This window comes from Pedococcus sp. P2_D9, from assembly GCF_056404275.1.
Genome location: NZ_JBFUEI010000004.1, coordinates 487,211 through 509,736, shown reverse-complemented (window position 1 = coordinate 509,736; position 22,526 = coordinate 487,211). Strand labels below are relative to the sequence as shown.

General features: G+C 69.7%; 18 protein-coding genes. 13 read left to right on the top strand and 5 right to left on the bottom strand.

Translation table 11 applies throughout. The features are described from left to right. Positions 1-83: 83 nt before the first annotated feature. The 10 genes from AC1DXJ_RS09770 to cimA all read left to right on the top strand — a co-directional run bounded on the left by AC1DXJ_RS09770 (position 84) and on the right by cimA (position 13,245). Positions 84-1,193: a branched-chain amino acid aminotransferase gene (locus AC1DXJ_RS09770; RefSeq protein WP_477615541.1), complete on the top strand. Its 1,110-nt coding sequence runs from the start codon at positions 84-86 to the stop codon at positions 1,191-1,193. A gap of 102 nt (positions 1,194-1,295) precedes the next feature. Next, positions 1,296-2,885, top strand: coding sequence for an amino acid permease (locus AC1DXJ_RS09765; protein ID WP_477615540.1), 1,590 nt, complete (start codon positions 1,296-1,298; stop codon positions 2,883-2,885). Beyond that, complete coding sequence (locus AC1DXJ_RS09760; RefSeq protein ID WP_477615539.1) at positions 2,882-3,814, top strand: phosphotransferase; 933 nt, start codon at positions 2,882-2,884, stop codon at positions 3,812-3,814. The genes AC1DXJ_RS09765 and AC1DXJ_RS09760 overlap by 4 nt, the downstream gene beginning before the upstream one ends. Further along, positions 3,811-6,279 carry a GcvT family protein gene (locus AC1DXJ_RS09755; RefSeq protein WP_477615538.1) on the top strand — a complete coding sequence of 823 codons (2,469 nt, stop codon included), beginning with the start codon at positions 3,811-3,813 and terminating at the stop codon, positions 6,277-6,279. Before AC1DXJ_RS09760 ends, AC1DXJ_RS09755 begins: the two co-directional genes overlap by 4 nt. A 58-nt stretch (positions 6,280-6,337) precedes the next feature. Next, positions 6,338-7,060 (top strand): FadR/GntR family transcriptional regulator, encoded by a 723-nt coding sequence (locus AC1DXJ_RS09750; RefSeq protein WP_477615537.1) that lies wholly within the window; start codon positions 6,338-6,340, stop codon positions 7,058-7,060. 19 nt (positions 7,061-7,079) lie between these two features. Continuing rightward, positions 7,080-8,447 carry a glutamine synthetase family protein gene (locus AC1DXJ_RS09745; RefSeq protein ID WP_477615536.1) on the top strand — a complete coding sequence of 456 codons (1,368 nt, stop codon included), beginning with the start codon at positions 7,080-7,082 and terminating at the stop codon, positions 8,445-8,447. Beyond that, on the top strand, positions 8,444-9,823 hold the full coding sequence (locus AC1DXJ_RS09740) for an aldehyde dehydrogenase family protein (RefSeq protein ID WP_477615535.1): 1,380 nt from the start codon (positions 8,444-8,446) through the stop codon (positions 9,821-9,823). Before AC1DXJ_RS09745 ends, AC1DXJ_RS09740 begins: the two co-directional genes overlap by 4 nt. An 11-nt stretch (positions 9,824-9,834) precedes the next feature. Further along, the gene (locus AC1DXJ_RS09735; RefSeq protein WP_477615534.1) at positions 9,835-10,602 is read left to right on the top strand and encodes a 3-oxoacyl-ACP reductase; all 768 of its coding nucleotides are present in this window, start codon (positions 9,835-9,837) and stop codon (positions 10,600-10,602) included. 36 nt (positions 10,603-10,638) lie between these two features. After that, on the top strand, positions 10,639-11,379 hold the full coding sequence (locus AC1DXJ_RS09730) for a gamma-glutamyl-gamma-aminobutyrate hydrolase family protein (RefSeq protein WP_477615533.1): 741 nt from the start codon (positions 10,639-10,641) through the stop codon (positions 11,377-11,379). A 282-nt stretch (positions 11,380-11,661) separates the two neighbouring features. Then, positions 11,662-13,245: a citramalate synthase gene (gene cimA, locus AC1DXJ_RS09725; RefSeq protein WP_477615532.1), complete on the top strand. Its 1,584-nt coding sequence runs from the start codon at positions 11,662-11,664 to the stop codon at positions 13,243-13,245. A gap of 30 nt (positions 13,246-13,275) precedes the next feature. Here the strand turns inward: cimA and argG are convergent, their stop codons facing one another. Then, positions 13,276-14,700, bottom strand: coding sequence for an argininosuccinate synthase (gene argG / locus AC1DXJ_RS09720; protein WP_477615531.1), 1,425 nt, complete (start codon positions 14,698-14,700; stop codon positions 13,276-13,278). A 228-nt stretch (positions 14,701-14,928) separates the two neighbouring features. Here argG and AC1DXJ_RS09715 point away from each other — a divergent pair, with 228 nt between their 5' ends. Then, entirely contained in the window at positions 14,929-15,699 is a 771-nt protein-coding gene (locus AC1DXJ_RS09715; RefSeq protein WP_477636872.1) for a PadR family transcriptional regulator, read from the top strand. On the opposite strand, the gene AC1DXJ_RS09710 is transcribed toward AC1DXJ_RS09715, so the two are convergent. Together AC1DXJ_RS09710 and AC1DXJ_RS09705 are read right to left on the bottom strand one after the other, a co-directional pair. Next, positions 15,594-16,568: a 3-methyladenine DNA glycosylase gene (locus AC1DXJ_RS09710; RefSeq protein WP_477615529.1), complete on the bottom strand. Its 975-nt coding sequence runs from the start codon at positions 16,566-16,568 to the stop codon at positions 15,594-15,596. The genes AC1DXJ_RS09715 and AC1DXJ_RS09710 overlap by 106 nt on opposite strands. Positions 16,569-16,700: 132 nt before the next feature. Next, positions 16,701-16,877, bottom strand: a complete 177-nt coding sequence (locus AC1DXJ_RS09705) for a hypothetical protein (protein WP_477615528.1) — start codon at positions 16,875-16,877, stop codon at positions 16,701-16,703. Between the two features lie 83 nt (positions 16,878-16,960). Here AC1DXJ_RS09705 and AC1DXJ_RS09700 point away from each other — a divergent pair, with 83 nt between their 5' ends. Further along, a complete protein-coding gene (locus tag AC1DXJ_RS09700; protein WP_477615527.1) occupies positions 16,961-17,914 on the top strand; it encodes a GlxA family transcriptional regulator in 954 nt (317 codons plus the stop codon). A 62-nt stretch (positions 17,915-17,976) separates the two neighbouring features. Further along, positions 17,977-18,753: a fumarylacetoacetate hydrolase family protein gene (locus AC1DXJ_RS09695; RefSeq protein WP_477615526.1), complete on the top strand. Its 777-nt coding sequence runs from the start codon at positions 17,977-17,979 to the stop codon at positions 18,751-18,753. Between the two features lie 49 nt (positions 18,754-18,802). Here AC1DXJ_RS09695 and AC1DXJ_RS09690 read toward each other — a convergent pair whose 3' ends face one another. Then, positions 18,803-21,739, bottom strand: a complete 2,937-nt coding sequence (locus AC1DXJ_RS09690) for an AfsR/SARP family transcriptional regulator (protein ID WP_477615525.1) — start codon at positions 21,737-21,739, stop codon at positions 18,803-18,805. Positions 21,740-21,875: 136 nt separating this feature from the next. After that, on the bottom strand, positions 21,876-22,433 hold the full coding sequence (locus AC1DXJ_RS09685; RefSeq protein ID WP_477615524.1) for a hypothetical protein: 558 nt from the start codon (positions 22,431-22,433) through the stop codon (positions 21,876-21,878). Positions 22,434-22,526 lie beyond the last annotated feature (93 nt).

Here is a 22,526-nt window from a genome sequence, read left to right as displayed (position 1 = left end):
TCTCCTGCCCGGGTGGTGTGCCGGACAGGTAATCTCGGCAGGAGCAGCCCCGCCCTGACGGGGGCGACACCCAGGAGGACTTCATGAGCCAGACCACCGCCCCGCTGACCTTCGAGGTCACGCGTCGCACCGACCCGCGGCCGGACGCGGAGCGCGAGGCAGTACTGGCCAACCCGGGGTTCGGCACCACGTTCACCGACCACATGGTCACCGCCGTGTGGCGCAAGGGCGAGGGGTGGAGCGAGGGCAAGGTCACGGCCTACGGACCCATCACCCTGATGCCGTCGGCGGCGGTGCTGCACTATGCCCAGGAGATCTTCGAGGGCATGAAGGCCTACCGGCACGCGGACGGGTCGATCTGGACCTTCCGCCCGGAGGCGAACGCCCAGCGGATGCGGCGCAGTGCCCGTCGGATGACGCTGCCCGAGCTGCCCGAGGAGGACTTCCTCGCCTCGCTGCGGGCACTGGTCGAGGTCGACCAGGCCTGGGTGCCCTCCGGTACCAGTGGTGAGTCGAGCCTCTACCTGCGGCCCTTCATGTACGCCTCGGAGGCCTTCCTCGGGGTGCGACCCGCGACCGAGGTGACCTACTCGGTCATCGCCTCCCCGGCCGGCGCCTACTTCAGCGGCGGCATCAAGCCGGTCACCCTGTGGCTCTCGACCGACTACGCGCGCGCCGGCGAGGGCGGCACCGGCGCGGCGAAGTGTGGCGGCAACTACGCCTCGAGCCTCGCGGGCCAGCTCGAAGGAATCGAGAACGGTTGCGACCAGGCGGTGTTCCTCGATGCGTCGACGCACACCTTCGTCGAGGAGCTCGGCGGCATGAACCTGTTCTTCGTGACCAAGGACAACAAGCTCATCACGCCAGAGCTCACCGGCTCGATCCTCGAGGGTGTCACGCGTTCCTCCGTGCTCGCGCTCGCCAAGGAGATGGGGCTGGAGCCCGAGGAGCGACGCATCCCGATCCAGGAGTGGAAGGACGGAGCGGCCAGCGGGGAGATCGTCGAGATCTTCGCCTGCGGCACCGCGGCCGTCATCACGCCTGTGGGCGAGCTGCGCTGGGCAGGCGGCTCCTGCGACCACCGGGGCGGCGTCGACTACGGCGAGGTGACCCGCACGATCCGTGAGCGGCTCCTCGACATCCAGTACGGCCGCACCGAGGACACCCACGGCTGGTTGACGCGCCTCGTCTGACCCGTCGGGTGACTAGTCAATGGTTTGTGATTGGACCATTGACAGGGTGAGTCTCGTGGGTGAAATATCGGCTCCACTTCGCACCGAAGACTAGGAGCCCGTATGGCCAGCGTCAGCAAACTCTCGGACGACGAACGCCGGTTGGCGGAACTCGGCTACAAGCAGGAGCTCAACCGGTCGTGGTCGGGCTTCTCCAACTTTGCGATCTCGTTCTCCATCATCTCGATCCTCGCGGGCTGCTTCACGACGTTCGGCCAGGGCTTCAACAACGGTGGCCCGATTGCGATCTCGTGGGGCTGGCCCATCGTGTCGCTGTTCATCCTCATCATCGGTTTCACCATGTCCGAGCTCGTGTCGGCCTACCCGACCTCCGGCGGCATCTACTGGTGGGCCAGCAAGATGGGCGGCGCGCGGGCCGGCTTCTTCACGGGCTGGCTCAACCTGATCGGTCTCGTGGCCGTCACGGCCTCGGTGGCCTACGGGTGTGCGACCTTCATCGACCTGACCCTCAGCACGTTCTCCGAGAGCTACGCCGGCAGCTACTCGTTGACGAGGGTGTTCTGGACCTTCCTCATCGTCCTGGTGCTCGCCTCCGTGCTCAACATCTTCAGCGGCCACCTGATGGCACTGATGAACAACGTCTCGGTCTGGTGGCACGTCGTCGGTGCGGCAATCGTCATCCTGATCCTCATCCTCGTGCCTGACCACCACCAGAGCTTCTCCTACGTCTTCACCGAGCGGTTCAACAACTCGGGCTACAGCGGAGGCTCGAACAGCTCGGTGAAGTACTGGTTCCTCGTGGTGCCCTTCGGGCTGCTGCTCACGCAGTACACGATCACCGGGTTCGACGCCTCGGCCCACCTCTCGGAGGAGACCTCTGCCGCCTCACAGGCAGCCGCCAAGGGGATCTGGCAGTCCATCTTCTACTCGGCCATCGGTGGCTGGATCCTGTTGCTGTGCTTCCTGTTCGCCGTGCCCGACAAGGACGGTGCGCCGGACAACGCCGGCGTCGGCGGCGGGGGCGTGGCCTACATCTTCACGAACGCGATGAGCTCCAAGTGGGCCACCGCGATCCTGCTCATCTCCGCGATCGGCCAGTTCTTCTGCACGACGTCCTGCATGACCAGTGCCTCGCGCATGACGTTCGCGTTCAGCCGCGACGGTGCGATCCCGGGCTCGCGGCTGTGGTCCTCGCTCTCTGCCAACAAGGTCCCGGCCAACGCGGTCATGCTGGTTGCCGTGGTGGCCGCGCTGATCACCCTGCCGGCTCTCAAGGAGGTCAACATCGGCACTGCCGACAAGCCCCTCATCGTGCCGGTGGCCTTCTACGCCGTCGTCTCGGTGGCGGTGATCGGCCTCTACCTCGCGTTCCTCATCCCCATCTGGCTGAGGTGGCGGATGGGTGACTCCTTCCAGCCAGGCAGCTGGAACAACGGTGCGAAGTACAAGTGGATGAACCTCATCGCGGTCATCGAGATCGCGATCATCTCGGTGTACTTCATCATGCCGTTCGTCCCCGCCGGGGTGCCGTTCACGGACGACTTCGACTGGAAGTTCGTCAACTACGCACCGATCCTGACGATCGGGTCGCTGATCGTGCTCGCCGTGTGGTGGCAGGTCTCGGCCCGCAAGTGGTTCAAGGGCCCGAAGCACACCATCGACCAGGCGGTCGTCGAGGCCTTCGGCGAGTGAGCCACGGGGTCACCCTCGACCAGGCGCTCGCCCAGCTCCCTGCCCTTGCGGGCGATCGGGAGGTGAGTGAGCTGGCCGGTGGGCTGACCAACCACAACTACCGGGTCCGGACGGCGACGCAGGACGTCGTCGTCCGGATCTCGCCGCCCACGACGGACCTGCTGGCCGTCAACCGCGAACACGAGTGGCTCAACAGCCGTGCCGCGGCGCTGGCCGGAGTCGGCGCTCCCGTCGTCGACTACCTCCCGGGACAGGGGGTGCTCGTCGTCGGCTTCCTCCCGGGGCGGACGTATGCCGCGAGCGACGTCGCGTCCAACCTGCGGCGGATCGCCGCTGCGCTCCGCCTGCTCCACGCCGGGCCCCCCTTCGCCTCCGACTTCGACATCTTCGACATCCAGCGTCGCTACTGGGGCATCGTCACCCAGCGAGGGCTGCGCGTCCCCGACGGGTATGTCGAGCTGCGCGACGTGGCTGCGCGGGTCGAGGCCGCGCTGCGCCGGTTCCCCGAACCCCGGGTGCCGTGCCACAACGACCTGCTGGCGGCCAACTTCCTGGACGACGGCGGCAGCATCCGCATCGTCGACTACGAGTACTCCGGCACCAACGAGGCGTCGTTCGAGCTGGGAAACCTGGTCAACGAGTCGCAGCTCGACCATGAGCACCTCGTGGAGCTGGTCGACTCCTACTACGGGTCGGTGGACGAGCGGCTGTTGGCACGAGCGGAGCTGTGGGGCCTCGCCGGCCGCTACGCGTGGACCCTCTGGGGAGCGATCCAGCACGGCGTGTCCGACGTGGAACACGACTTCTGGGACTTCGCCCTCGAGCGCCACGACCTCGCGGCGGCGCTCTTCACGAGCGCGCGGCTTGACGAGCTCATCGATGCGGCCACCACTGCGGTGTCCGGCGACGTGACGGGCGACCCGGCGTGAACGAGCAGCTGCCGGAGCGGGCCCGGGTCGTCATCATCGGTGGCGGCGTGATCGGGTGCAGTGTCGCCTACCACCTGGCCCATCTCGGCTGGACCGATGTGCTGCTCCTCGAACAGGGTTCGCTCTCGTGCGGCACGACGTGGCACGCTGCGGGGCTGGTCGGCCAGCTGCGGGCCACTGAGGCGAGCACGCGACTCGTGCAGTACTCGACGGACCTGTACTCGCGCCTCGAGGCGGAGACGGGTCTCGGCACGGGATACCGCGTCTGCGGCGGGCTCACCGTGGCCCGCACCGAGGAGCGCATGGTGGCGCTGCGGCGCACGGCTGCCAGCGCCGCGGCATACGACCTGGACTGTGAGCTGCTCACCGCGGGGCAGGCGCACGAGCGCTACCCACTCATGCGCGCCGAGGACCTGGTCGGTGCGATCTGGCTCCCGGGTGACGGGAGAGCGGACCCGACGGACCTCACCCAGGCCCTGGCGAAGGGCGCGCGGATGCGTGGGGTGCACATCGCTGAACGGGTGCGCGTCACGGACGTGCTGACGAAGGGCGGCCGGGCCACGGGCTTGCGGACCGACGAGGGAGACGTCGAGGCGGAGGTCGTCGTCAACTGTGCCGGCCAGTGGGCCAAGGCCGTGGGGGAGCTGGTCGGGGTCACCGTGCCGCTGCACTCCGCCGAGCACTTCTACGTCGTGACCGAGCAGATCGAGGGGGTGCACCGTGACCTGCCGATCCTGCGCGACCCGGACGGCTACACCTACGTCAAGGAGGAGGTCGGGGGTCTCCTCGTGGGCGGGTTCGAGCCGGTGGCCAAGCCGTGGGTYCCCCCGGACCAGATCCCTTACCCGTTCGAGTTCTCCCTGTTGGACGAGGACTGGGAGCACTTCGAGGTCCTCATGGACAGCGCCGTCCACCGGCTGCCTGTGCTCGCGGAAACGGGGATCCGCAAGTTCTACAACGGGCCGGAGAGCTTCACCCCCGACAACCAGTTCATCATCGGCGAGGCGCCCGAGCTGGCCGGCTTCTTCGTCGCGGCGGGCTTCAACTCAGTGGGGATCGCGTCGGCGGGCGGAGCCGGTCGGGCGCTCGCGGAGTGGATCGTCGAAGGCGAGCCGACCACCGACCTGATCAGCGCCGACATCCGCAGGTTCTCCCCGTTGGCGGGCAACAACGACTGGCTGCGCCGCCGCGTGGGCGAGGTGTTGGGGCTCCACTATGCAGTGCCCTGGCCCAACCGTGAGCTCGAGACAGGGCGACCGCTGCGCCGTTCACCCGTCCATGACCTGGTCGTCGCCCAGGGTGCCTGCCTGGGGAGTCGGAACAACTGGGAGCGGCCGAATGTCTTTGCGCCCCATGGTCTCCCGCCTGTCATCGACTACTCCTGGGAACGTCCCACGTGGGTCGACTGGTCGGTCGCCGAGCAGCTGGCGACGCGGGAGGCGGTAGCTGTCTTCGACCAGACCTCCTTCTCGAAGTACCTCGTGGTCGGGGAGGGCGCCGAGCGCGCCCTCCAGTGGGTCTGCACCGCCGACGTGGGTGTGCCCGTTGGTCGCTCGGTCTACACGGGGATGCTCAACTCGCGTGGCACCTACGAGTCCGACGTGACGGTCACGAGGACTGCCGCCGACGAGTTCTTCGTGGTGAGCAGCGCCGCGACGACGGTCCGAGACATCGACTGGATGCGCCGTCACTTCCCGCCCGACGCGTCGGCGCACGTCGTCGACCTCACGAGTGCGTATGCCGTGCTCGGCGTCATGGGACCACGGTCCCGTGAGCTGCTGCAACGGTTGTCGCCCGATGCGTTCGACGACGCGTCGTTCCCCTTTGCGACCAGCAGGGAGGTCAGGGTCGGGCAGGCGACGGTGCGGGCGACTCGCATCACGTATGTCGGTGAGTTGGGCTGGGAGCTGTACGTCCCCACGGATCTCGCCGCCGGCGTCTACGAGGACCTGTTCGACGCGGGCAGCGACCTGGGTGTCGTGCCGGCCGGCTACTCCACGATCGAGTCGATGCGCCTGGAGAAGGGCTATCGCGCCTTTGGCCGCGAGCTGACGACGGAGACCGGGCCGGTCGTCGCCGGTCTCACCTTCGCGTGCAAGCTCCGGACCGACATCGACTTTCTGGGGCGAGCGGCCGTCGAGCAGTCGCGGCTGGTGCCTCCGGCCCGGCGGATCGTCTCGTTCGTGGTCGACGACCCCGCCGCCTACCCATGGGGTGGCGAGCTCGTGCTGCGCGACGGCGAACCGGTCGGCCAGGTCACCAGCGCCGCCTGGGGCGCCAGCCTGGGGAGCGGGGTCGGACTGGCCCTTGTGGGCGACCGGGCCACGGGCAGCGCCACCGCTGACTGGCTGCGCAGCGGCAGCTACGAGATCGACCTCGCGGGGAAGCGCTACGCCGTGGCGGTGGGCCTGCGTCCGCCGTTCGACCCCGACGGGCTGAGGCTCGCGCGCGAGACGGCGACGTGACGAAATGGTTCTTTCGCAGACCATTGACGCGACCCGGTGGGGGGTATTGGATCTGAACGTGAGTCCCGCCCCGCAGACGTCCCTGCCGCACGTCGTGCTGCGGCCTGCATCGGGCAACGCGTTCGAGTCGACCGTCGAGCAGCTCGCGACAGCCATCCGGCTGGGGGTCTTCACCGACGGCGACCAGCTCCCTCCCGAACGCGAGCTCGCCGAGCGCCTCGGCGTCAGCCGCAACACGCTTCGCGAGGCGATCGCGGCGCTGCGCGAGTCCGGGCTCGTCACGACGCGGCGCGGCCGCGGTGGTGGCACTGTCATCACCTACGCCGGACTGGAGCCGGGGACCGGCGCAACGCCGGTCCGCACGGGGGCGGCGCTGGCCGACGCGATCGACTTCCGGCGGGTGGTCGAGCCGGGCGCTGCCGCCCTGGCGGCCACCAAGGCGCTGGCCGCCGACCAGCGGGCCTGGTTGATCGAGAGCGCCAAAGCGGCGCGCGAGGCTCCGGACAACGCCGCCCACCGGCTGGCCGACAGCCGCTTCCACCTGGCCATCGCGACCCTCTCCGGTTCGCCGATGCTCATCGAGGCCGTCACCCGCGCCCAGTCCGCGCTGCACGAGCTGCTGACCGCGATCCCGGTGCTGCCCCTCAAYATCGCCCACTCCAACGACCAGCACGAGGCCATCGTCGCGGCAGTCCTCGGCGGGGACGCCGACACTGCCCGGGCCACCATGGAAGAGCACTGTGACGCCACGGCAGCCCTGCTGCGCGGGTTGCTGGGCTGAGGCAGGACAGGGAGACGCCATGACCACACCACCCCAGCTCACCGTCGACGAGCTCAAGGCGGACATCGCCGCGGGCACCATCGACACGATCATCGTGGCCTTCACGGACATGCAAGGACGGCTGCAGGGCAAGCGGATCCACAGCCAGTTCTTCCTCGACTCGGTCCTCGGGCACGGCACCGAGGGGTGCAACTACCTGCTCGCCGTGGACGTCGACATGAACACCGTCGACGGCTACGCGATCAGCTCCTGGGAACGCGGTTACGGCGACATGATGTTCGACCTCGACCTGTCGACCCTGCGGCGCACGCCAGGTCAGCCCTACTCGGCCACCGTCCAGTGCGACCTGTCCTGGCTCGACGGCAGCGGGCCGGTGCGCCCGTCACCACGGTCGGTCCTCAAGGCCCAGGTCGACGCGGCCGCCGAGCTCGGCTTCGTGGCCCTCACCGGCACCGAGCTCGAGTTCATCGTGTTCGAGGAGAGCTTCGAGCAGGGCTGGGACCGGCGCTACCAGGGCATGACCGGCGCCAACCGCTACAACGTGGACTACTCGATCCTCGGCGGCACCAAGGTCGAGCCGCTGCTGCGCGAGATCCGCAACGAGATGTATGCCGCGGGCGTGACCGTGGAGAGCGCGAAGGGCGAGTGCAACCCAGGACAGCACGAGATCGCCTTCCTCTACGACGAGGTGCTGCGGACCTGCGACAACCACGTCGTCTACAAGACGGCTGCCAAGGAGCTCGCCGCCAAGCACGGGCAGTCGCTGACCTTCATGGCCAAGTTCGACGAGCGCGAGGGCAACTCCTGCCACATCCACCTGTCACTGCGAGGGCTCGGTGGGGAAACGGTCTTCGCCGACGAGGACCGCGAGGGTGGACGCTCACTCGTCTTCGAGCACTTCGTCGCAGGCATCCAGGCCACCATGCGGGACTTCACCCTTCTCTACGCACCGAACATCAACTCCTACAAGCGGTTCCAGCCCGGTTCCTTTGCGCCCACGGCCATCGCCTGGGGCACGGACAACCGGACCTGCGCGCTGCGGGTCGTCGGGCACGGTGCCGGGCTCCGCGTCGAGAACCGGGTCCCCGGGGGCGACGTGAACCCCTACCTCGCGGTGGCGGGCATGCTCGCCGCCGGGCTGCACGGCATACGCGAGGAGCTCCCGCTCGAGCCGGCGTTCGGCGGCAACGCCTATGCCTCCGACAAGGAGCGCGTGCCCTCGCTGCTCAGCGAGGCGCGTGAGCTGTTCGTCGCCTCGCCCGTCGCCCGAGCCGCGCTGGGGGACGACGTGGTCGAGCACTATGCCCACGCCGCCAAGATCGAGCTCACCGCATTCAACGCGGCGGTCACCGACTGGGAGCGGGTCCGGGGGTTCGAGCGGCTGTGAGCGCGACGATCCACGAGGTTCTCAACCCCGCAACAGAGGCGGTGGTGACGGAGGTCAGCCTGGCCTCGGTCGAGGACGCCGACGCGGCGATCGCCGCAGCAGAGGCTGCCGGCCCCGCCTGGCGCGCCCTGGCTCCAGCCGACCGGGGCCGGCTGCTGCGCAGGTTCGCGGAGGTCGTGGACGACCACCTCGAGGAGCTGGCCCGGCTGGAGGTGGCCAACGCCGGCCACACCATCGGCAACGCGCGCTGGGAGGCAGGCAACGTCCGCGACGTCCTGACGTACTACTCCGCCGCACCCGAACGCCACTTCGGCAGGCAGATCCCCGTCGCGGGCGGAATCGACGTGACCTTCAAGGAACCCTTGGGGACGGTCGGGATCATCGTGCCGTGGAACTTCCCGATGCCCATCGCCGGGTGGGGATTCGCCCCGGCGTTGGCAGCAGGGAACACGGTGGTGCTCAAGCCTGCTGAGCTCACCCCGCTGACGGCTCTGCGACTCGGTGAGCTGGCCCTCGAGGCTGGACTGCCCGAGGGCGTGTTCACGGTGGTCGCGGGCAAGGGGTCGGTCGTGGGCGAGCGGTTCGTCACGCACCCCGCGGTGCGCAAGATCTGCTTCACGGGATCGACCGCCGTGGGGCAGCGGATCATGCGTGGCGCGGCCGACCGGGTCAAGCGGATCACCCTGGAGCTCGGTGGCAAGAGCGCCAACATCGTCTTCGCCGACAGCGACCTCGAGAAGGCTGCAGCCACGGCCCCGTATGGCGTCTTCGACAACGCCGGCCAGGACTGCTGCGCACGGAGCCGGATCCTGGTGCAGCGCAGCGTGTTCGACAGGTTCATGGAGCTGTTCGAGCCGGCCGTGGCCGGGGTCGTGGTCGCCGCACCAGGCGACGAGGGCACCGAGATGGGTCCGCTCATCAGCGCGGGTCAGCGCGAGACCGTCCGGTCGTATGTCGAGGAGTCGCCCGAGCCGGTCGAGGTTGCCTTCCGGGGTGGGGCGCCCGAAGGCGCCGGCTACTGGTACCCGCCAACGGTCGTTCTGCCCCGAGCCACGACCGACCGCGTCTGGCAGGAAGAGGTCTTCGGGCCGGTGGTCGCCGTGATGCCGTTCGACGACGAGGCCGACGCGGTCGCGAAGGCGAACGACACGGCATACGGGCTGTCCGGCTCGATCTGGACGCGCGACGTGGGTCGGGCGCTGCGGGTGGCGCGCGGGGTCGAGGCCGGCAACCTGTCGGTCAACTCGCACAGCAGCGTGCGGTACTCCACCCCCTTCGGGGGCTTCAAGCAGTCCGGCCTCGGCCGGGAGCTCGGACCGGACGCCCTCGACTCGTTCAGCGAGGTCAAGAACGTCTTCATCTCCACTGACAGCTGAGAGGACACTTCATGGCAGGCAGGCTCCAGGGCAGGGTGGCCGTCGTCACGGGCGGGTGCAGCGGCATCGGGCTCGCGACGGTGCGACGGTTTGCCGAGGAGGGCGCCACGGTCGTGATCGGCGACCTCGACGACGCCGCGGGGGAGTCGATCGCCGCGGAGCTGGGGGGTGCCTACGTCCACTGCGACGTGACCGACCCCGAGGAGGTCGAGGCGCTGTTCCGCACGGCCAAGGAGAAGTTCGGCAGCGTCGACGTCGCGTTCAACAACGCCGGGATCTCGCCTCCCGACGACGACTCGATCCTCACCACCGGGCTCGACGCGTGGCGCCGGGTGCAGGAGGTCAACCTCACCAGCGTCTACCTGTGCTGCAAGGCTGCCCTGCCCTACATGCTGGAACAGGGACGGGGTTCGATCATCAACACCGCGTCCTTCGTCGCGGTGATGGGTGCCGCCACGAGCCAGATCTCCTACACGGCCAGCAAGGGCGGCGTGCTGTCGATGTCGCGTGAGCTGGGCGTGCAGTTCGCCCGCGAGGGGGTGCGGGTCAACGCCCTCTGCCCCGGGCCGGTCAACACGCCACTGCTGCAGGAGCTGTTCGCCAAGGACCCCGAGCGGGCGGCCAGGCGGATGGTGCACATCCCGGTCGGCCGGTTCGCCGAGCCGGTGGAGATCGCCAACGCGGTCCTCTTCCTCGCCAGTGACGAGTCCAGCTTCATCACGGCCTCGCAGTTCCTCGTCGACGGCGGGATCAGCGGCGCGTACGTCACCCCGCTGTGAGAACGAGCGCCCCTGTGAGCACCCGATGAGGACCCCGTGAGCCGCCGCCCCGTGAGCCGCCCCGTGATCGGGCTGACCTGCTACGTCGAGCCGGTGTCCCGTACTGTCTGGCGGGACGTTCCCAGCGCCACCGTTCCGTACTCCTACATCCGCAAGCTCGAGCAGGCCGGCGGGGTCGTCGTGATCATCCCGCCGCGGGCGGACGGCGACCCTGGCCTTGCCGCGGAGATCCTCTCGCGACTCGACGGCCTCGTCATCGCAGGGGGGGCCGACGTCGATCCCTCGCGATATGCCCGCGAGCGCCACCCAGCGGCCCAGGAGCCCCGGGAGGACCGGGACGCCATGGAGCTGGCCCTGGCAGCGGCCGCCGCCGAGGAGGGAGTGCCACTCCTCGGGATCTGCCGGGGTATGCAGGTCATGGCCGTGGCCGCCGGAGGCGACCTGGAGCAGCACGTGCCGGACCGGGTGGGCCACCAGGACCACTCGCCCCACGTGGGGGCCTACGGTGCCCACGCGGTGACCACCGTGGCCGGGACGCGGGTGAACTCGCTGCTGGGCGACTCCACGGTCGTGCCGAGCTACCACCACCAGTCGGTGCTGACCCATCCCGGGTTCGTCGCCGCCGCCTGGGCGGAAGACGGCACGCTGGAGGCGATGGAGGACCCGGCGGCCGGGTTCCGGCTGGCTGTCCAGTGGCATCCGGAGGAAGGCGACGACCCGCGGTTGTTCGCCGCGCTGGTGGACGCGGCCGCGCGGCACATCTCGTCGACGAGCTGACCATCATCTGGACGGGGGATGCCAACAGGCGGACCGCCCTGTCACTCTTGCACCGTGACGTCCTGGCACATGGCCACCACCATGGTGATTATCGACTAGCGCGACGAGAACTCCCTCGTCGCGCAGACCTCCCACACCCGGGGGGTCTTTTCGTTTGTCAGGCACTGTCTGTCAGCCGCTGCCAGCACCATCCCCGCCCGGCAGCGGGCGCGATGCCGGGGAGAATGACCACCAGGAACTGCTGTACCACCGAGGCGAGACCGAACCGATGAGGACACCGCGATGAGCGACCTGCACGTCTACGACACCACCCTGCGCGATGGTGCGCAGCAGGAGGGGCTCAACCTCTCCGTGTCGGACAAGCTGGCCATTGCCCTGCACCTCGACGAGCTCGGCGTCGGCTTCATCGAGGGTGGCTGGCCGGGCGCCAACCCGAAGGACACCGAGTTCTTCGCGCGCGCCAGGACCGAGCTGACGCTGCGCAACGCGACCCTCGCGGCCTTCGGCGCGACCAGGCGGGTCGGCGGCAACGCGGCCGACGACCCGCTGGTCCGTGCCCTCGTCGACTCCGGTGCCCCCGTCGTCACCCTCGTGGCGAAATCCCATGTGCGCCACGTGGAGTCGGCCCTGCGGACCACCCTCGAGGAGAACCTCGCCATGGTGCGCGACACCGTCTCCTTCCTCCACGGCGAGGGGCGTCGCGTCTTCCTCGACGCCGAGCACTTCTTCGACGGGTATGCCGCCGACCGGGCCTATGCGCTGGAGGTCATCCGTGCCGCCATGGAGTCCGGCGCCGAGGTCGTCGCGCTCTGCGACACCAACGGCGGCATGCTGCCGAACCAGGTCGCCGACGTGGTGGCCGACGTCGTCAGCACCACCGCTGCCCGGGTGGGCATCCACTGCCACAACGACACCGGTTGTGCGGTGGCCAACTCGATGGCGGCGGTCGACGCGGGGGCGACCCACGTGCAGGGGACCATCAACGGCTACGGCGAGCGCACCGGCAACGCCGACCTCCTCACGGTGGTCAGCAACCTGCAGATCAAGCGAGGCCTGCCGATGCTCGACAGCGGACGGCTCCGCGAGGCGACGCGCATCGCCCACGCGATCTCCGAGATCACCAACGTGCCGCCCTACTCGCGTCAGCCCTACGTCGGTGCCAGTGCCTTTGCACACAAGGCCGGGCTGCACGCCAGCGCCATCAAGATCGACCCCGACCTCTACCAGCACACGGACCCGCAGCACGTGGGCAACGACATGCGGATGCTGGTGTCGGACATGGCTGGTCGCGCGAGCATCGAGCTCAAGGGCCGCGAGCTGGGTTACGACCTCTCCGACGACAAGGACCTGCTCACCCGGGTGCTGGCCAAGGTGAAGGACCTCGAGCTGCGCGGCTACACCTTCGACGCGGCCGACGCGTCCTTCGAGCTGCTGTTGCGCCGGGAGGTCGAGGACGCGAGCTACGACTTCTTCGAGGTCGAGTCCTGGCGCGTCATCACCGATGCCCGTGGCGGCGGCGAGACCGCCCTGTCCGAAGCAACGGTCAAGCTCGTCGCGGGCGGCGAGCGGGTCGTGGCGACCGGCGAGGGGAACGGTCCCGTGAACGCTCTCGACCACGCGCTGCGCCGAGCACTGGCCCCGGCCTACCCCGAGCTCGACAAGCTCGAGCTGATCGACTACCGGGTGCGCATCCTCGACGCGGCCCACGGCACCGACGCGGTGACCCGGGTGCTCATCGAGACGTCCGACGGCTCGACGTCGTGGGAGACCATCGGCGTCGCGGGCAACATCATCGAGGCGTCCTGGCAGGCACTCGTGGACGGTGTCACCTACGGACTCGTGCGGGCGGGCGTCCCCGTCAGATAGCCCACCCGACCGCCGGGGTGTCTGTGGTGGTCAGTCGGTGCCGAACTCGATGGCCGCGCGGTCGAGTGCGTCGTCGTCGGAGTCGGCCTGTGCTGCATGGGGATTCGACGAGATGGCCTTGGCACCACCGGGCTCGAGATCGCCCACGAGGTCCTGGTGACGGGCGACGAGCTGGCCCTGCGCGGCATACAGCTCGAGCTTGGCCCGGGAGTCGGCGATGTCGAGGTTGCGCATCGTCAGCTGGCCGATGCGGTCGACGGGGCCGAAGGCCGCTCCCTCGGTGCGCTCCATCGAGAGCTTCTCCGGGTGGTAGCTGAAGGCGGGACCGGTCGTGTTGACGATCGAGTAGTCGTCGCCCCGGCGCAGCCGGACGGTGACCTCTCCGGTGACGACCGAGGCGACCCAGCGCTGGAGCGACTCGCGCAGCATGAGTGACTGCGGGTCGAGCCAGCGGCCTTCGTAGAGCAGCCGACCGAGGCGACGGCCCTCGGCGTGGTAGTTGGCGATGGTGTCCTCGTTGTGGATCGCGTTGAGCAGTCGCTCGTAGGTGATCCACAGCAGGGCCAGGCCGGGGGCCTCGTAGATGCCGCGGCTCTTGGCCTCGATGATGCGGTTCTCGATCTGGTCGGACATCCCGAGCCCGTGGCGTCCGCCGACCTTGTTGGCCTCGTCGACGAGGGACACCGCGTCCGGGAAGGTCTGGCCGTTGATGGCCACCGGGCGCCCCTGCTCGAACCGCACGGTGACGTCCTCGGTGGCGATTGCCACTGACTCGTCCCAGAACGCGACGCCCATGATCGGCTCGACGATCTCCATGCTCTCGTTGAGGAACTCGAGGGTCTTGGCCTCGTGGGTGGCGCCCCAGATGTTGGCGTCGGTGGAGTAGGCCTTCTCGGTGCTCGAGCGGTAGGGGAGGTCACGGGCCTGCAGCCACTCCGACATCTCCTTGCGGCCGCCGAGCTCGCTCACGAAGTCGGCGTCGAGCCACGGCTTGTAGATGCGCAGGGCCGGGTTGGCGAGCAGGCCGTAGCGGTAGAACCGCTCGATGTCGTTGCCCTTGAAGGTGGAGCCGTCGCCCCAGATGTCGACACCGTCGTCCTTCATGGCACGCACCAGCAGCGTCCCGGTGACGACCCGGCCCAGGGGGGTGGTGTTGAAGTAGGTCTTGCCGCCGCTGCGGATGTGGAACGCACCACACGCGATGGCGGACAGTCCCTCCTCCACGAGCGCGGGCCGGCAGTCGACCAGGCGCGCCAGGTCGGCGCCGTACTGCCCGGCGCGGTCGGGGACCGTGTCGATCTCGGGCTCGTCGTACTGGCCCAGGTTCGCGGTGTAGGTGCAGGGGATCGCCCCCTTCTCCCGCATCCAGGCAACGGCGACAGAGGTGTCCAGACCACCCGAGAAGGCGATCCCGACACGCTCACCAACAGGCAGGGACGTCAGAACTTTCGACACGGTAGGTCAGCCTACGGGCCGCCGCAGGAGCGCGCGCACGGGTCCGGTCCGTGGCCCGGAGCCGGGCCGGAGAGGTGGAGGTCGAGGGTGGAGGTCGAGAGTGGGACTTGACATCGATATATCGACGAGTGCATCATTCGATATATCGACGACAGACTGTCGATTGTGCGAGAGAGAGCCGTCCACCAGAGCGACGGCCCCCGCACCCCCATTCGTAGGAGAGAACCCATGAATCGCATGAACCTGAACATCCAGATGTCCCACCCCCGTCGAGGGAGCAGCTCCGGCGAGTCCGGTCACCCCGGTCACGGCCACCACGGGGGACCCCGCCGTGGCCGCGGCGAGTTCGCCGGCTTCGGACCCGGCGCGGGCTTCGGCCCGGGTGCCGGTTTCGGCCCGGGTGCCGGTTCCGGCAGGGGGCTCAGTGGCGAGGGCCGCGGCCCTCGCGGCGGGGGTCGCGGACCACGTCGCGGCCGTCGCGGTGACGTCCGACGCGCGATCCTCGCCCTCCTCGCGGAGGAGCCGATGAACGGCTACGGCATCATCACCGCCATCGCCGAGCGCTCGGACGGCTCGTGGCAGCCGGGTCCCGGGTCGGTCTACCCGGCCCTGCGCGTGCTCGACGAGGAGGGCCTGATCGCCCCCGACGAGTCCGACGACGATCCGCGTCGCAAGGTCTTCGCACTGACCGACGACGGCCGCGCCTACGCGGAAGGCCACGGCGACGAGCTCGCGCAGGCGTTTGTCGACGCGACCACTCCCCGTCGCGGGTTCCGCGAGATGCGCCGTGAGATCGGCCAGCTGGTGGTCGCCGTCGAACAAGTCGTCGTCGCGGGCCAGCCGGCCCAGCTCGACGCCGCACAGCAGGTGCTCGCCGATGCTCGCCGCTCGCTCTACCGCATCCTCGCGGAGGACGAGACGGGCAGCGTCGACGTCACCCCGGTCGACACGCCGACCGACGCCGGCGCCTCAGCCGACTCGAGCACGGCGGCCGAGTAGTCCCCACTGATCGCGTCCAGGGCCTGCAGGAGTCGCTCCCGCAGGCCCTGGCCGCGCGTGGCGAAGTCGCGCTGGGCGGCGGCATACTCCGCTCGGCCTTGCGGTGTCTCGATGGCGACCGGGACGTAGCCGAGGGCGCTCAGGTCGTAGGGCGAGGCGCGCATGTCGAGCTCGCGGATCTCACGGGCGAGGTCGAAGCAGTCCATCACCAGCGAGCTCGGGATGGCGGGCGACAGCTTCATGCACCACTTGTAGAGGTCCATACCGGCGTGCAGGCACCCCGGCTGTTCGAGCGCCACCTGGTCCTCCCTGGTCGGCTGGAGGAGGTTCAGCGACCGGGCCGCGGGAGTGTAGAAGCGAAACGCGTCGTAGTGGGTGCACTTGATCTGCAGGCCGTCGACGACCTCGTCGGTGCCCCTCGGGCCGAGCCGTAGTGGCCAGGCTGCGTGGCGGACCTCCTCGGCGGGCTGCCGGTAGACCATCGCCCACTCGTGCAGGCCGAAGCACCCGAGCTGCGCCGGCCGCGCGTGCGTCGCCGTCACGAGCCGCCGCACGAACTCGACCGTGGCGCCGCGCGCTTCGAGGTATGCCGCGGCGTCCAGCTGGGTGCCACCGTCCACCTCGCGGTAGAACCGCCACGCGCCGCGGTCCAGGTGCGCGGCGCCCTCGAGGACCACGCCGGGTCCGGGGTGCCAGCGACGCAGCTGCGACGGCTTGAACGGGTAGTACGTGAAGAGGAAGTCCTCGACCGGGTGGGCGACGCCGCTCTGGCGACGCTCTCGATGACCCGAGGTGGCCGCGTCGACGCGGTCGGCGTGCTGGGCCTCGAGCGCCAGCCACACCGACGGCTCGAGCACCTTGGCGACCATGGTCACCAAGGCTAGCCGCGCGGCATACGCTTCCGAACTTTCGGCCACTCGCCCGAAAGTCGGCGTTGATCGCGCTGCCAGCCCCGAACTTTCGGCCACTCGCCCGAAGGTGCGGGGCGAGTGGCCTGCGCGTCAGGAACGCGCCTCGGCGTCGTGCAGGACGCGGTCCCAGTCGTGGTCGAGGTCGGTGAAGGCGATGGTTGAGTCGGATCCGTGCGGTGCGTGCGGGAGCGACCAGGTGCGGCGGTGGTGTCGCTCGACGGCGAAGACCAGCGCAGTGACGAATGCCAGGAGCAGGATGATGGTCATGACTGAAATCATGCGCTCAACCGATTCCAGACACGAGTGGCAGAACTGTCGCTGAGGGCAGTTTTTCTGCCATACTGTCGCCCATGGCCCTGTCCACCATTGCAGCGCTCATCACCGACCCCGTCGCGATGTTCGAGACCGCCATCGCGTGCGAGGTCTTCGGGCTCGACCGCACCGACGACGGAGTGCCGCCGTTCACCTTCATGATGTGTGGCGAGACCGCCGGCGTAGCTGTCCCCACGACGAGCGGTGGCGCGCTGACGCCGACGCACCAGTGGCAGGACGCCCTGGATGCCGACCTCGTGGTGATGCCTGCAGGCGGGGTCCGCGACACATATCCGGAGGAGCTGCTCGACGTGATCCGCGGCGCGCACGCCCGCGGCGCCACCATCCTGTCGATTTGCACGGGGTCGTTCATCCTCGGCGAGACCGGGCTGCTCGACGGACTGACCGCGGTGACGCACTGGCGCTACGCCGAGTCGTTCGCCCGTCGGTTCCCCAAGACCACGGTCTCCATGGACGTGCTCTACCTCGACCACGGCCAGATCGTCACCGGGGCCGGGACTGCCGCAGGCATCGACGCCGTGCTCCACCTCGTCCGTCGCGAGCTGGGGTCGACGGTGGCCACCCGCATCGCCCGCCGCATGGTCGTCCCTCCGCAGCGCGACGGCGGCCAGCGCCAGTACGTCGAGGCGCCCCTGCCCGAGACCGACTGCGAGAGCATGCAGCCGGTGCTCAACCACATCACCGATAACCTCGATGCCCCCCACACGGTCCCGGACCTCGCTCGCCTCGCGATGATGTCCGAGCGCACCTTCGCCCGCCGCTTCGTCGCCGAGACCGGCACGACGCCGCACAAGTGGCTCGTCCAGCAACGAGTGCTGCGCGCTCGCGAGCTGCTCGAGTCGACCGACCTCCCCGTGGAGTCGGTGGCGTCGCACAGCGGGTTCGGGTCGGCAGCGTTGCTGCGCACCCACTTCCAGACCGTCGTAGGCACCTCCCCCCAGCGCTACCGTCGCGAGTTCTCGCGGCGCTGAGCCGCACCTCCCCGACCTCTCCCGCGCCCGGGACGACCACGTCGCCCCGATAGGCTCGTCGGGTGCGCATCGCGAGATACACGACAGGTGAGGACCCGGCCTACGGCATCGTCGAGGGGGAGCCGGGTCGCGAGTTCATCGCCCAGGTCCAGGGCGACCCGCTCTACCAGCCCCTGGTGCTCACGGGCGAGCAGGTTGCGCTGGCCGACGCAAGGCTGCTCGCGCCCGTCATCCCGCGCAGCAAGGTGATCGGCATCGGTCGCAACTACGCCGACCACGCCAAGGAGATGGGCGGCGAGCCGCCGGCCCAGCCCATGATGTTTCTCGTTCCCAACACCGCCGTCGTCGGCCCTGGCGACCCGATCGTGATGCCCGCTGGGGCGGAGGAGATCTCCTACGAGGGCGAGCTCGCAGTCGTCATCGGCCGGATCGCCAAGGACGTGCCACGGGAGCGCGTGAAGGAGGTCGTCTACGGCTACACCTGCGCCAACGACGTCACCGCCCGCGACTGGCAGCGCGGCGACGGGCAGTGGGCCCGCGCCAAGGGTTTCGACACGTCCACGCCGCTCGGTCCGTGGATCAGCACCGAGCTCGACGTCAGCGACCTGCGGATCCAGACCCGTCTCGACGGCCAGACCCGCCAGGACGGCACCACGGCGGACATGGTCTTCGACGTCGAGACCCTCGTCTCGTACGTCAGCTCGGCTTTCACGCTCCTGCCCGGAGACGTCATCCTGACCGGCACGCCCGCCGGTGTCGGCCTCGTGGAGGCAGGTCAGCGGGTGGAGGTCGAGATCGAGGGCATCGGCACGCTCAGCAACACCTTCGTGCGCCGCTGAGACGAGGTATGCCGCGGGGCCTGCCACGCGGCATACCTCGCGTGTGCGGTCAGCGGTCCGAGGCGGCGCCCACCGGGGCGCCGGACGGTGAGTCGTCGAGGGCGCGGTCCCTCAGCTCTGCGATGGACGGGGCCGGTCCGCCCACGGGCCCGACCGGGCCGACGGACAGCCGGGCGGCCAGGTCCTGCAGCTCCACCGGGACTGCGGACTCGCCCAACCCCGCCCTCGCCGCCGCCCGCGAGACGTCGTGGAGCAGCGCTTCCGCTTCGGCGTCCGGGCCCTCCGCCAGCGTCGCGATGGCCATCGCAGCAATCGTCTCCAGCTGCCAGCCGAGGTCGCTCGGGTCATAGTGTCGGATGGACTCGGCGAGGACGCCACGGCCGCTCTCGGACTGGCCGTCGCACACCAGGGCGAAGCCGAGGATCTGGAGTGCGTTGGTCAGGGCGTAACCGGTGCTCATGCGACGGCTGCGCCGCACGGCGTCCTGGGCGATGGAGATGGCGAGGGCCGGTGCGTCCGCCATGAGGTGGCCCCGCGCCAGGTCCACGAGGGCCGAGATCGCCTCGGTGTCGTCAAGGGCGAGCTCGAGCCCGATCTGGCCGTGGCGCACGACCTCGGCTGCGTCGTGGCGCTGGGTGGCCGCCCAGGCTGCGGCACTGTGCGCGCGATGTCGCATCCCACGGTGGTCCGCGGCCGTGGCCACCGCGATCGCCAGGTCACTCTCGGCTCGCGCAGCCTCATGGTCGTCGAGCTCCGCGGCGATCACCGCACGGAAGCAGTGCGCCAGGACCCGGTGCACCGTGTCCGAGGGCTCGAGCTGGTCGACGGCCGCGAGCAACGGGGTCGCGAGCTCGGGCCCCTCGACGACATAGGACGCGCTCCCCGCGACGACCCGCGCCCTCGGCAGCCACGGTCCTCGGTGCCGCGACGCGAGGACTGTCCTCATGAGGTCGAGCAGGACGTCCTGGCGTCCCAGGAGTGCAAGTGCCCGACGTCGGCTCCCCAAGAGGGCGGTCGCGCGGTCCGGTCGTGCGGTGGCAACCAGCTCTGCGACCACCTGCCGGAGGATGGGCAGGTCATCATTGGTCGCAGCCAGGAACTCTTCGGGAACGAGCTCCTCGAAGTCCACCCGACCAGCCTCCTCGAGCCACTGGTTGGCCACCGCCAGCAGGACAGCGTGCTGGCGAGCTCGTTCGCCGTCGACACCCTTCGCGCGGTCCGGATCGCCTGCTCCCGGTGCGGCGGCCCCTCCATCGGCCAAGCACACCGCCCGCACCGTGTGCAGAAGTCCGAAACGGCGGCCGGAAGGGGATTCGATGGGCTGCACCAAGGCGTGCCGGACCAGCGCCTCGATGGCGAGGAGCGCATCCTCGTGCGGCGATCCCGAGGGAGCGGCTGCCACGGCTGCCACGGCGGCGGACGCGGTGAGGCGGTCGGGGGAGCCGTCCAGGACGGCGAGAGCCGCGAGGGCCGCCCGCTCGTCGGGACGTAGCAGGTCGAGGCTCCAACGCACGAGGGCTGTGAGGGAGGACTGGCGGCTGCCGGGCTCGGTCACGCCGACCTCTTCGACCAGGGGTAGGCGGGCAAGGAGCTCCTGCGGGGGGAGCGTCGCGACTCGTGCCGCAGCCAGCTCGATCGCGAGGGGCAGTCCGTCGAGACGCTCGCAGAGCTGCACCACCGCCTCGCCGTCCGAAGCACCCGTGTACCCCGCGACGACCGCCCCTGCGCGTTCCACGAACAGCTGCCGCGCCGTGGTCCCGGGATCGAGGAAAGGGACCGTGACGACGTGCTCGCCCGGGATGCCCAACGGCCCCCGCGACGTCGCCAGCACGCTCGTGGAGCCATGACGCTCCAGCAGCTCGCGGATCTCGCCCGGCGCGTCGGCAAGGTGCTCGAGGTTGTCGAGGGCCAGCAGCATCGGCTCGTCGTCGAGCACGTCGCCGAGGTCAGCAGGGGCGACGCCCAGTGTGCGTGAGACCGTGTCGACCACTGATGCGTCCACGGGTTCGTTGGCGAATGACACCCACGTCACGGGTCCCGGGTCCCGGAGGGCGAGGGCCTCCTGGGCCGTGCGGGTCTTGCCGACCCCGCCCGGCCCGGTCAGCACCACGAGACGGCGGGAGCGCAGGGCGTCCGCGGTGCGTGCGATGACTTCGTCCCTCCCGATCGAGGGTGCGAGGGGCACGGGAACCGGCTCCACCCGGATCACGGGAGGTCGGGTGCCCAGCAGCGCCGGGTTCTGGTGCAGCACGCGATCCGCCAGCGATGCCAGGGCTGGGCCGGGGTCCAGTCCCAGCTCGCGAGCCAGGTGATGCCTGGCGCGTCGCAAGGCGTCGAGGGCGTCGGCCTGACGGCCTGCGCGCGCGAGCGCGGTCACCAGCAGCTCCCAGAGGTGTTCGTGGTCGGGGTGCTGCTCGGTCAGTTCCTCGAGGTCGGGAAGCGCCGCCTGGTGCTGGGCCAGGGCCACCTGGGCCTCGGCGAGAAGCTCGCGGCCGAGCAGCCGCTCCCGGTGGAGGGGTTCGAGCCAGTCGGCGGCGAACGGCATCGCCACGAGGTCTGCCAAGGGGTCCCCTCGCCACTCCTGCAGGGCCCGGGAGACGAGCTCCGCCGCAGCCTTCGGACGACCGGCGGCGAGGGCGTCGCCGCCGGTCGCGAGCAGGTCCCGGAAGCGCGAGACGTCGACCTCGTCGGGGGCCGCGCTCAGCTCGTACCCTTCGCCATGGCCGACCAGGCGGCTCGGCGACCCGGCTGGTCGCTGTGGCTCGAGGGCCTTTCGAAGGGTCGAGACGTAGACCTGGAGGTTCTGGCGGTGGTGCTCCGGTACGTGCTCCCCCCACACGCCCTCCGCCAGGCGGTCCACGGAAACGGTGTGGTTCGGCTCGAGGGCCAGCTGGGCCAGAACCGCCCGCTGCTTGGGGCCTCCGCAGTCGATGGGGGATCCGTCCTCTGCGAGGACCCGCATGCTGCCCAGGAGCTTGATCTCCACCGACCCTCCGGCTGCTCAGCCACCCGGCCCGCGCCGGAGGGCCTCATGGTAGGCACCAGCCCCGGTGCCCAGACACCACCAAACAACGCAGAAGGGCCGACAGGCGGGGGCCTGTCGGCGCTTCGGTGGTGGCGAGCTATTGCACGCGGCACCAGGTGGGGGAGGTGGAGACCCAGACCCCGGCGGTCGAGTGGATCTCGGACTGGTACTGGTAGCCCTGGTACACGCCGTTGTAGTACCAGTACATCTCGATGCTGACGTTGTAGGCGTAGCCGGAGCGGGCCGCGAAGGTGAAGACGTCGTTTCCCATGCCCAGACCGCTGCGGGTGGAGAGGTAGCCAGCGGAGGGGTAGACGGTCCGCAGCACCCAGCCGGAGGTGTTGTACTCGAAGACCTTGAACCGGTAGGAGACCGCCCAGCCGGGTCCCCACCAGTGCAGGTCGGGGGCCTCGGCGGAGATCGTGCGGTAGTTGCAGGTCGCCGCGAGCGTGATGCTCGGCGTCGCGGCCGAGGCGGAGGTCGCGGTGACCGTGCCGAGTCCGACGACGCCTGCGAGGACGAGGACGAGGGCGGCGAGGCGTCGACGCAGTCGACGCGGGGTCCGGTGGCTGGATGTCGGGGTCGGGGTGGGCTGGGGGGTGCGGGTGCTGGTCGTGGTGGGCTGGGGGGTGCGGGTGCTGGTCGTGGTGGTCATCGTTCTCTCCTCCTCAGGGAGTCGGTCCGGGTGGTTCTTGCTGACAGGGGAACCGTCCCAAGACCCGCTTCAGGACCACTTCAGCCCGATCGC

Coding starts and splice junctions, on each gene's coding strand:
- AC1DXJ_RS09770 (WP_477615541.1), top strand. CDS start 84: ATGAGCCAGACCACCGCCCCGCTGACCTTCGAGGTCACGCGTCGCACC.
- AC1DXJ_RS09765 (WP_477615540.1), top strand. CDS start 1,296: ATGGCCAGCGTCAGCAAACTCTCGGACGACGAACGCCGGTTGGCGGAA.
- AC1DXJ_RS09745 (WP_477615536.1), top strand. CDS start 7,080: ATGACCACACCACCCCAGCTCACCGTCGACGAGCTCAAGGCGGACATC.
- AC1DXJ_RS09735 (WP_477615534.1), top strand. CDS start 9,835: ATGGCAGGCAGGCTCCAGGGCAGGGTGGCCGTCGTCACGGGCGGGTGC.
- cimA (WP_477615532.1), top strand. CDS start 11,662: ATGAGCGACCTGCACGTCTACGACACCACCCTGCGCGATGGTGCGCAG.
- AC1DXJ_RS09715 (WP_477636872.1), top strand. CDS start 14,929: ATGAATCGCATGAACCTGAACATCCAGATGTCCCACCCCCGTCGAGGG.
- AC1DXJ_RS09710 (WP_477615529.1), bottom strand. CDS start 16,568: ATGGTCGCCAAGGTGCTCGAGCCGTCGGTGTGGCTGGCGCTCGAGGCC.
- AC1DXJ_RS09705 (WP_477615528.1), bottom strand. CDS start 16,877: ATGACCATCATCCTGCTCCTGGCATTCGTCACTGCGCTGGTCTTCGCC.
- AC1DXJ_RS09700 (WP_477615527.1), top strand. CDS start 16,961: ATGGCCCTGTCCACCATTGCAGCGCTCATCACCGACCCCGTCGCGATG.
- AC1DXJ_RS09685 (WP_477615524.1), bottom strand. CDS start 22,433: ATGACCACCACGACCAGCACCCGCACCCCCCAGCCCACCACGACCAGC.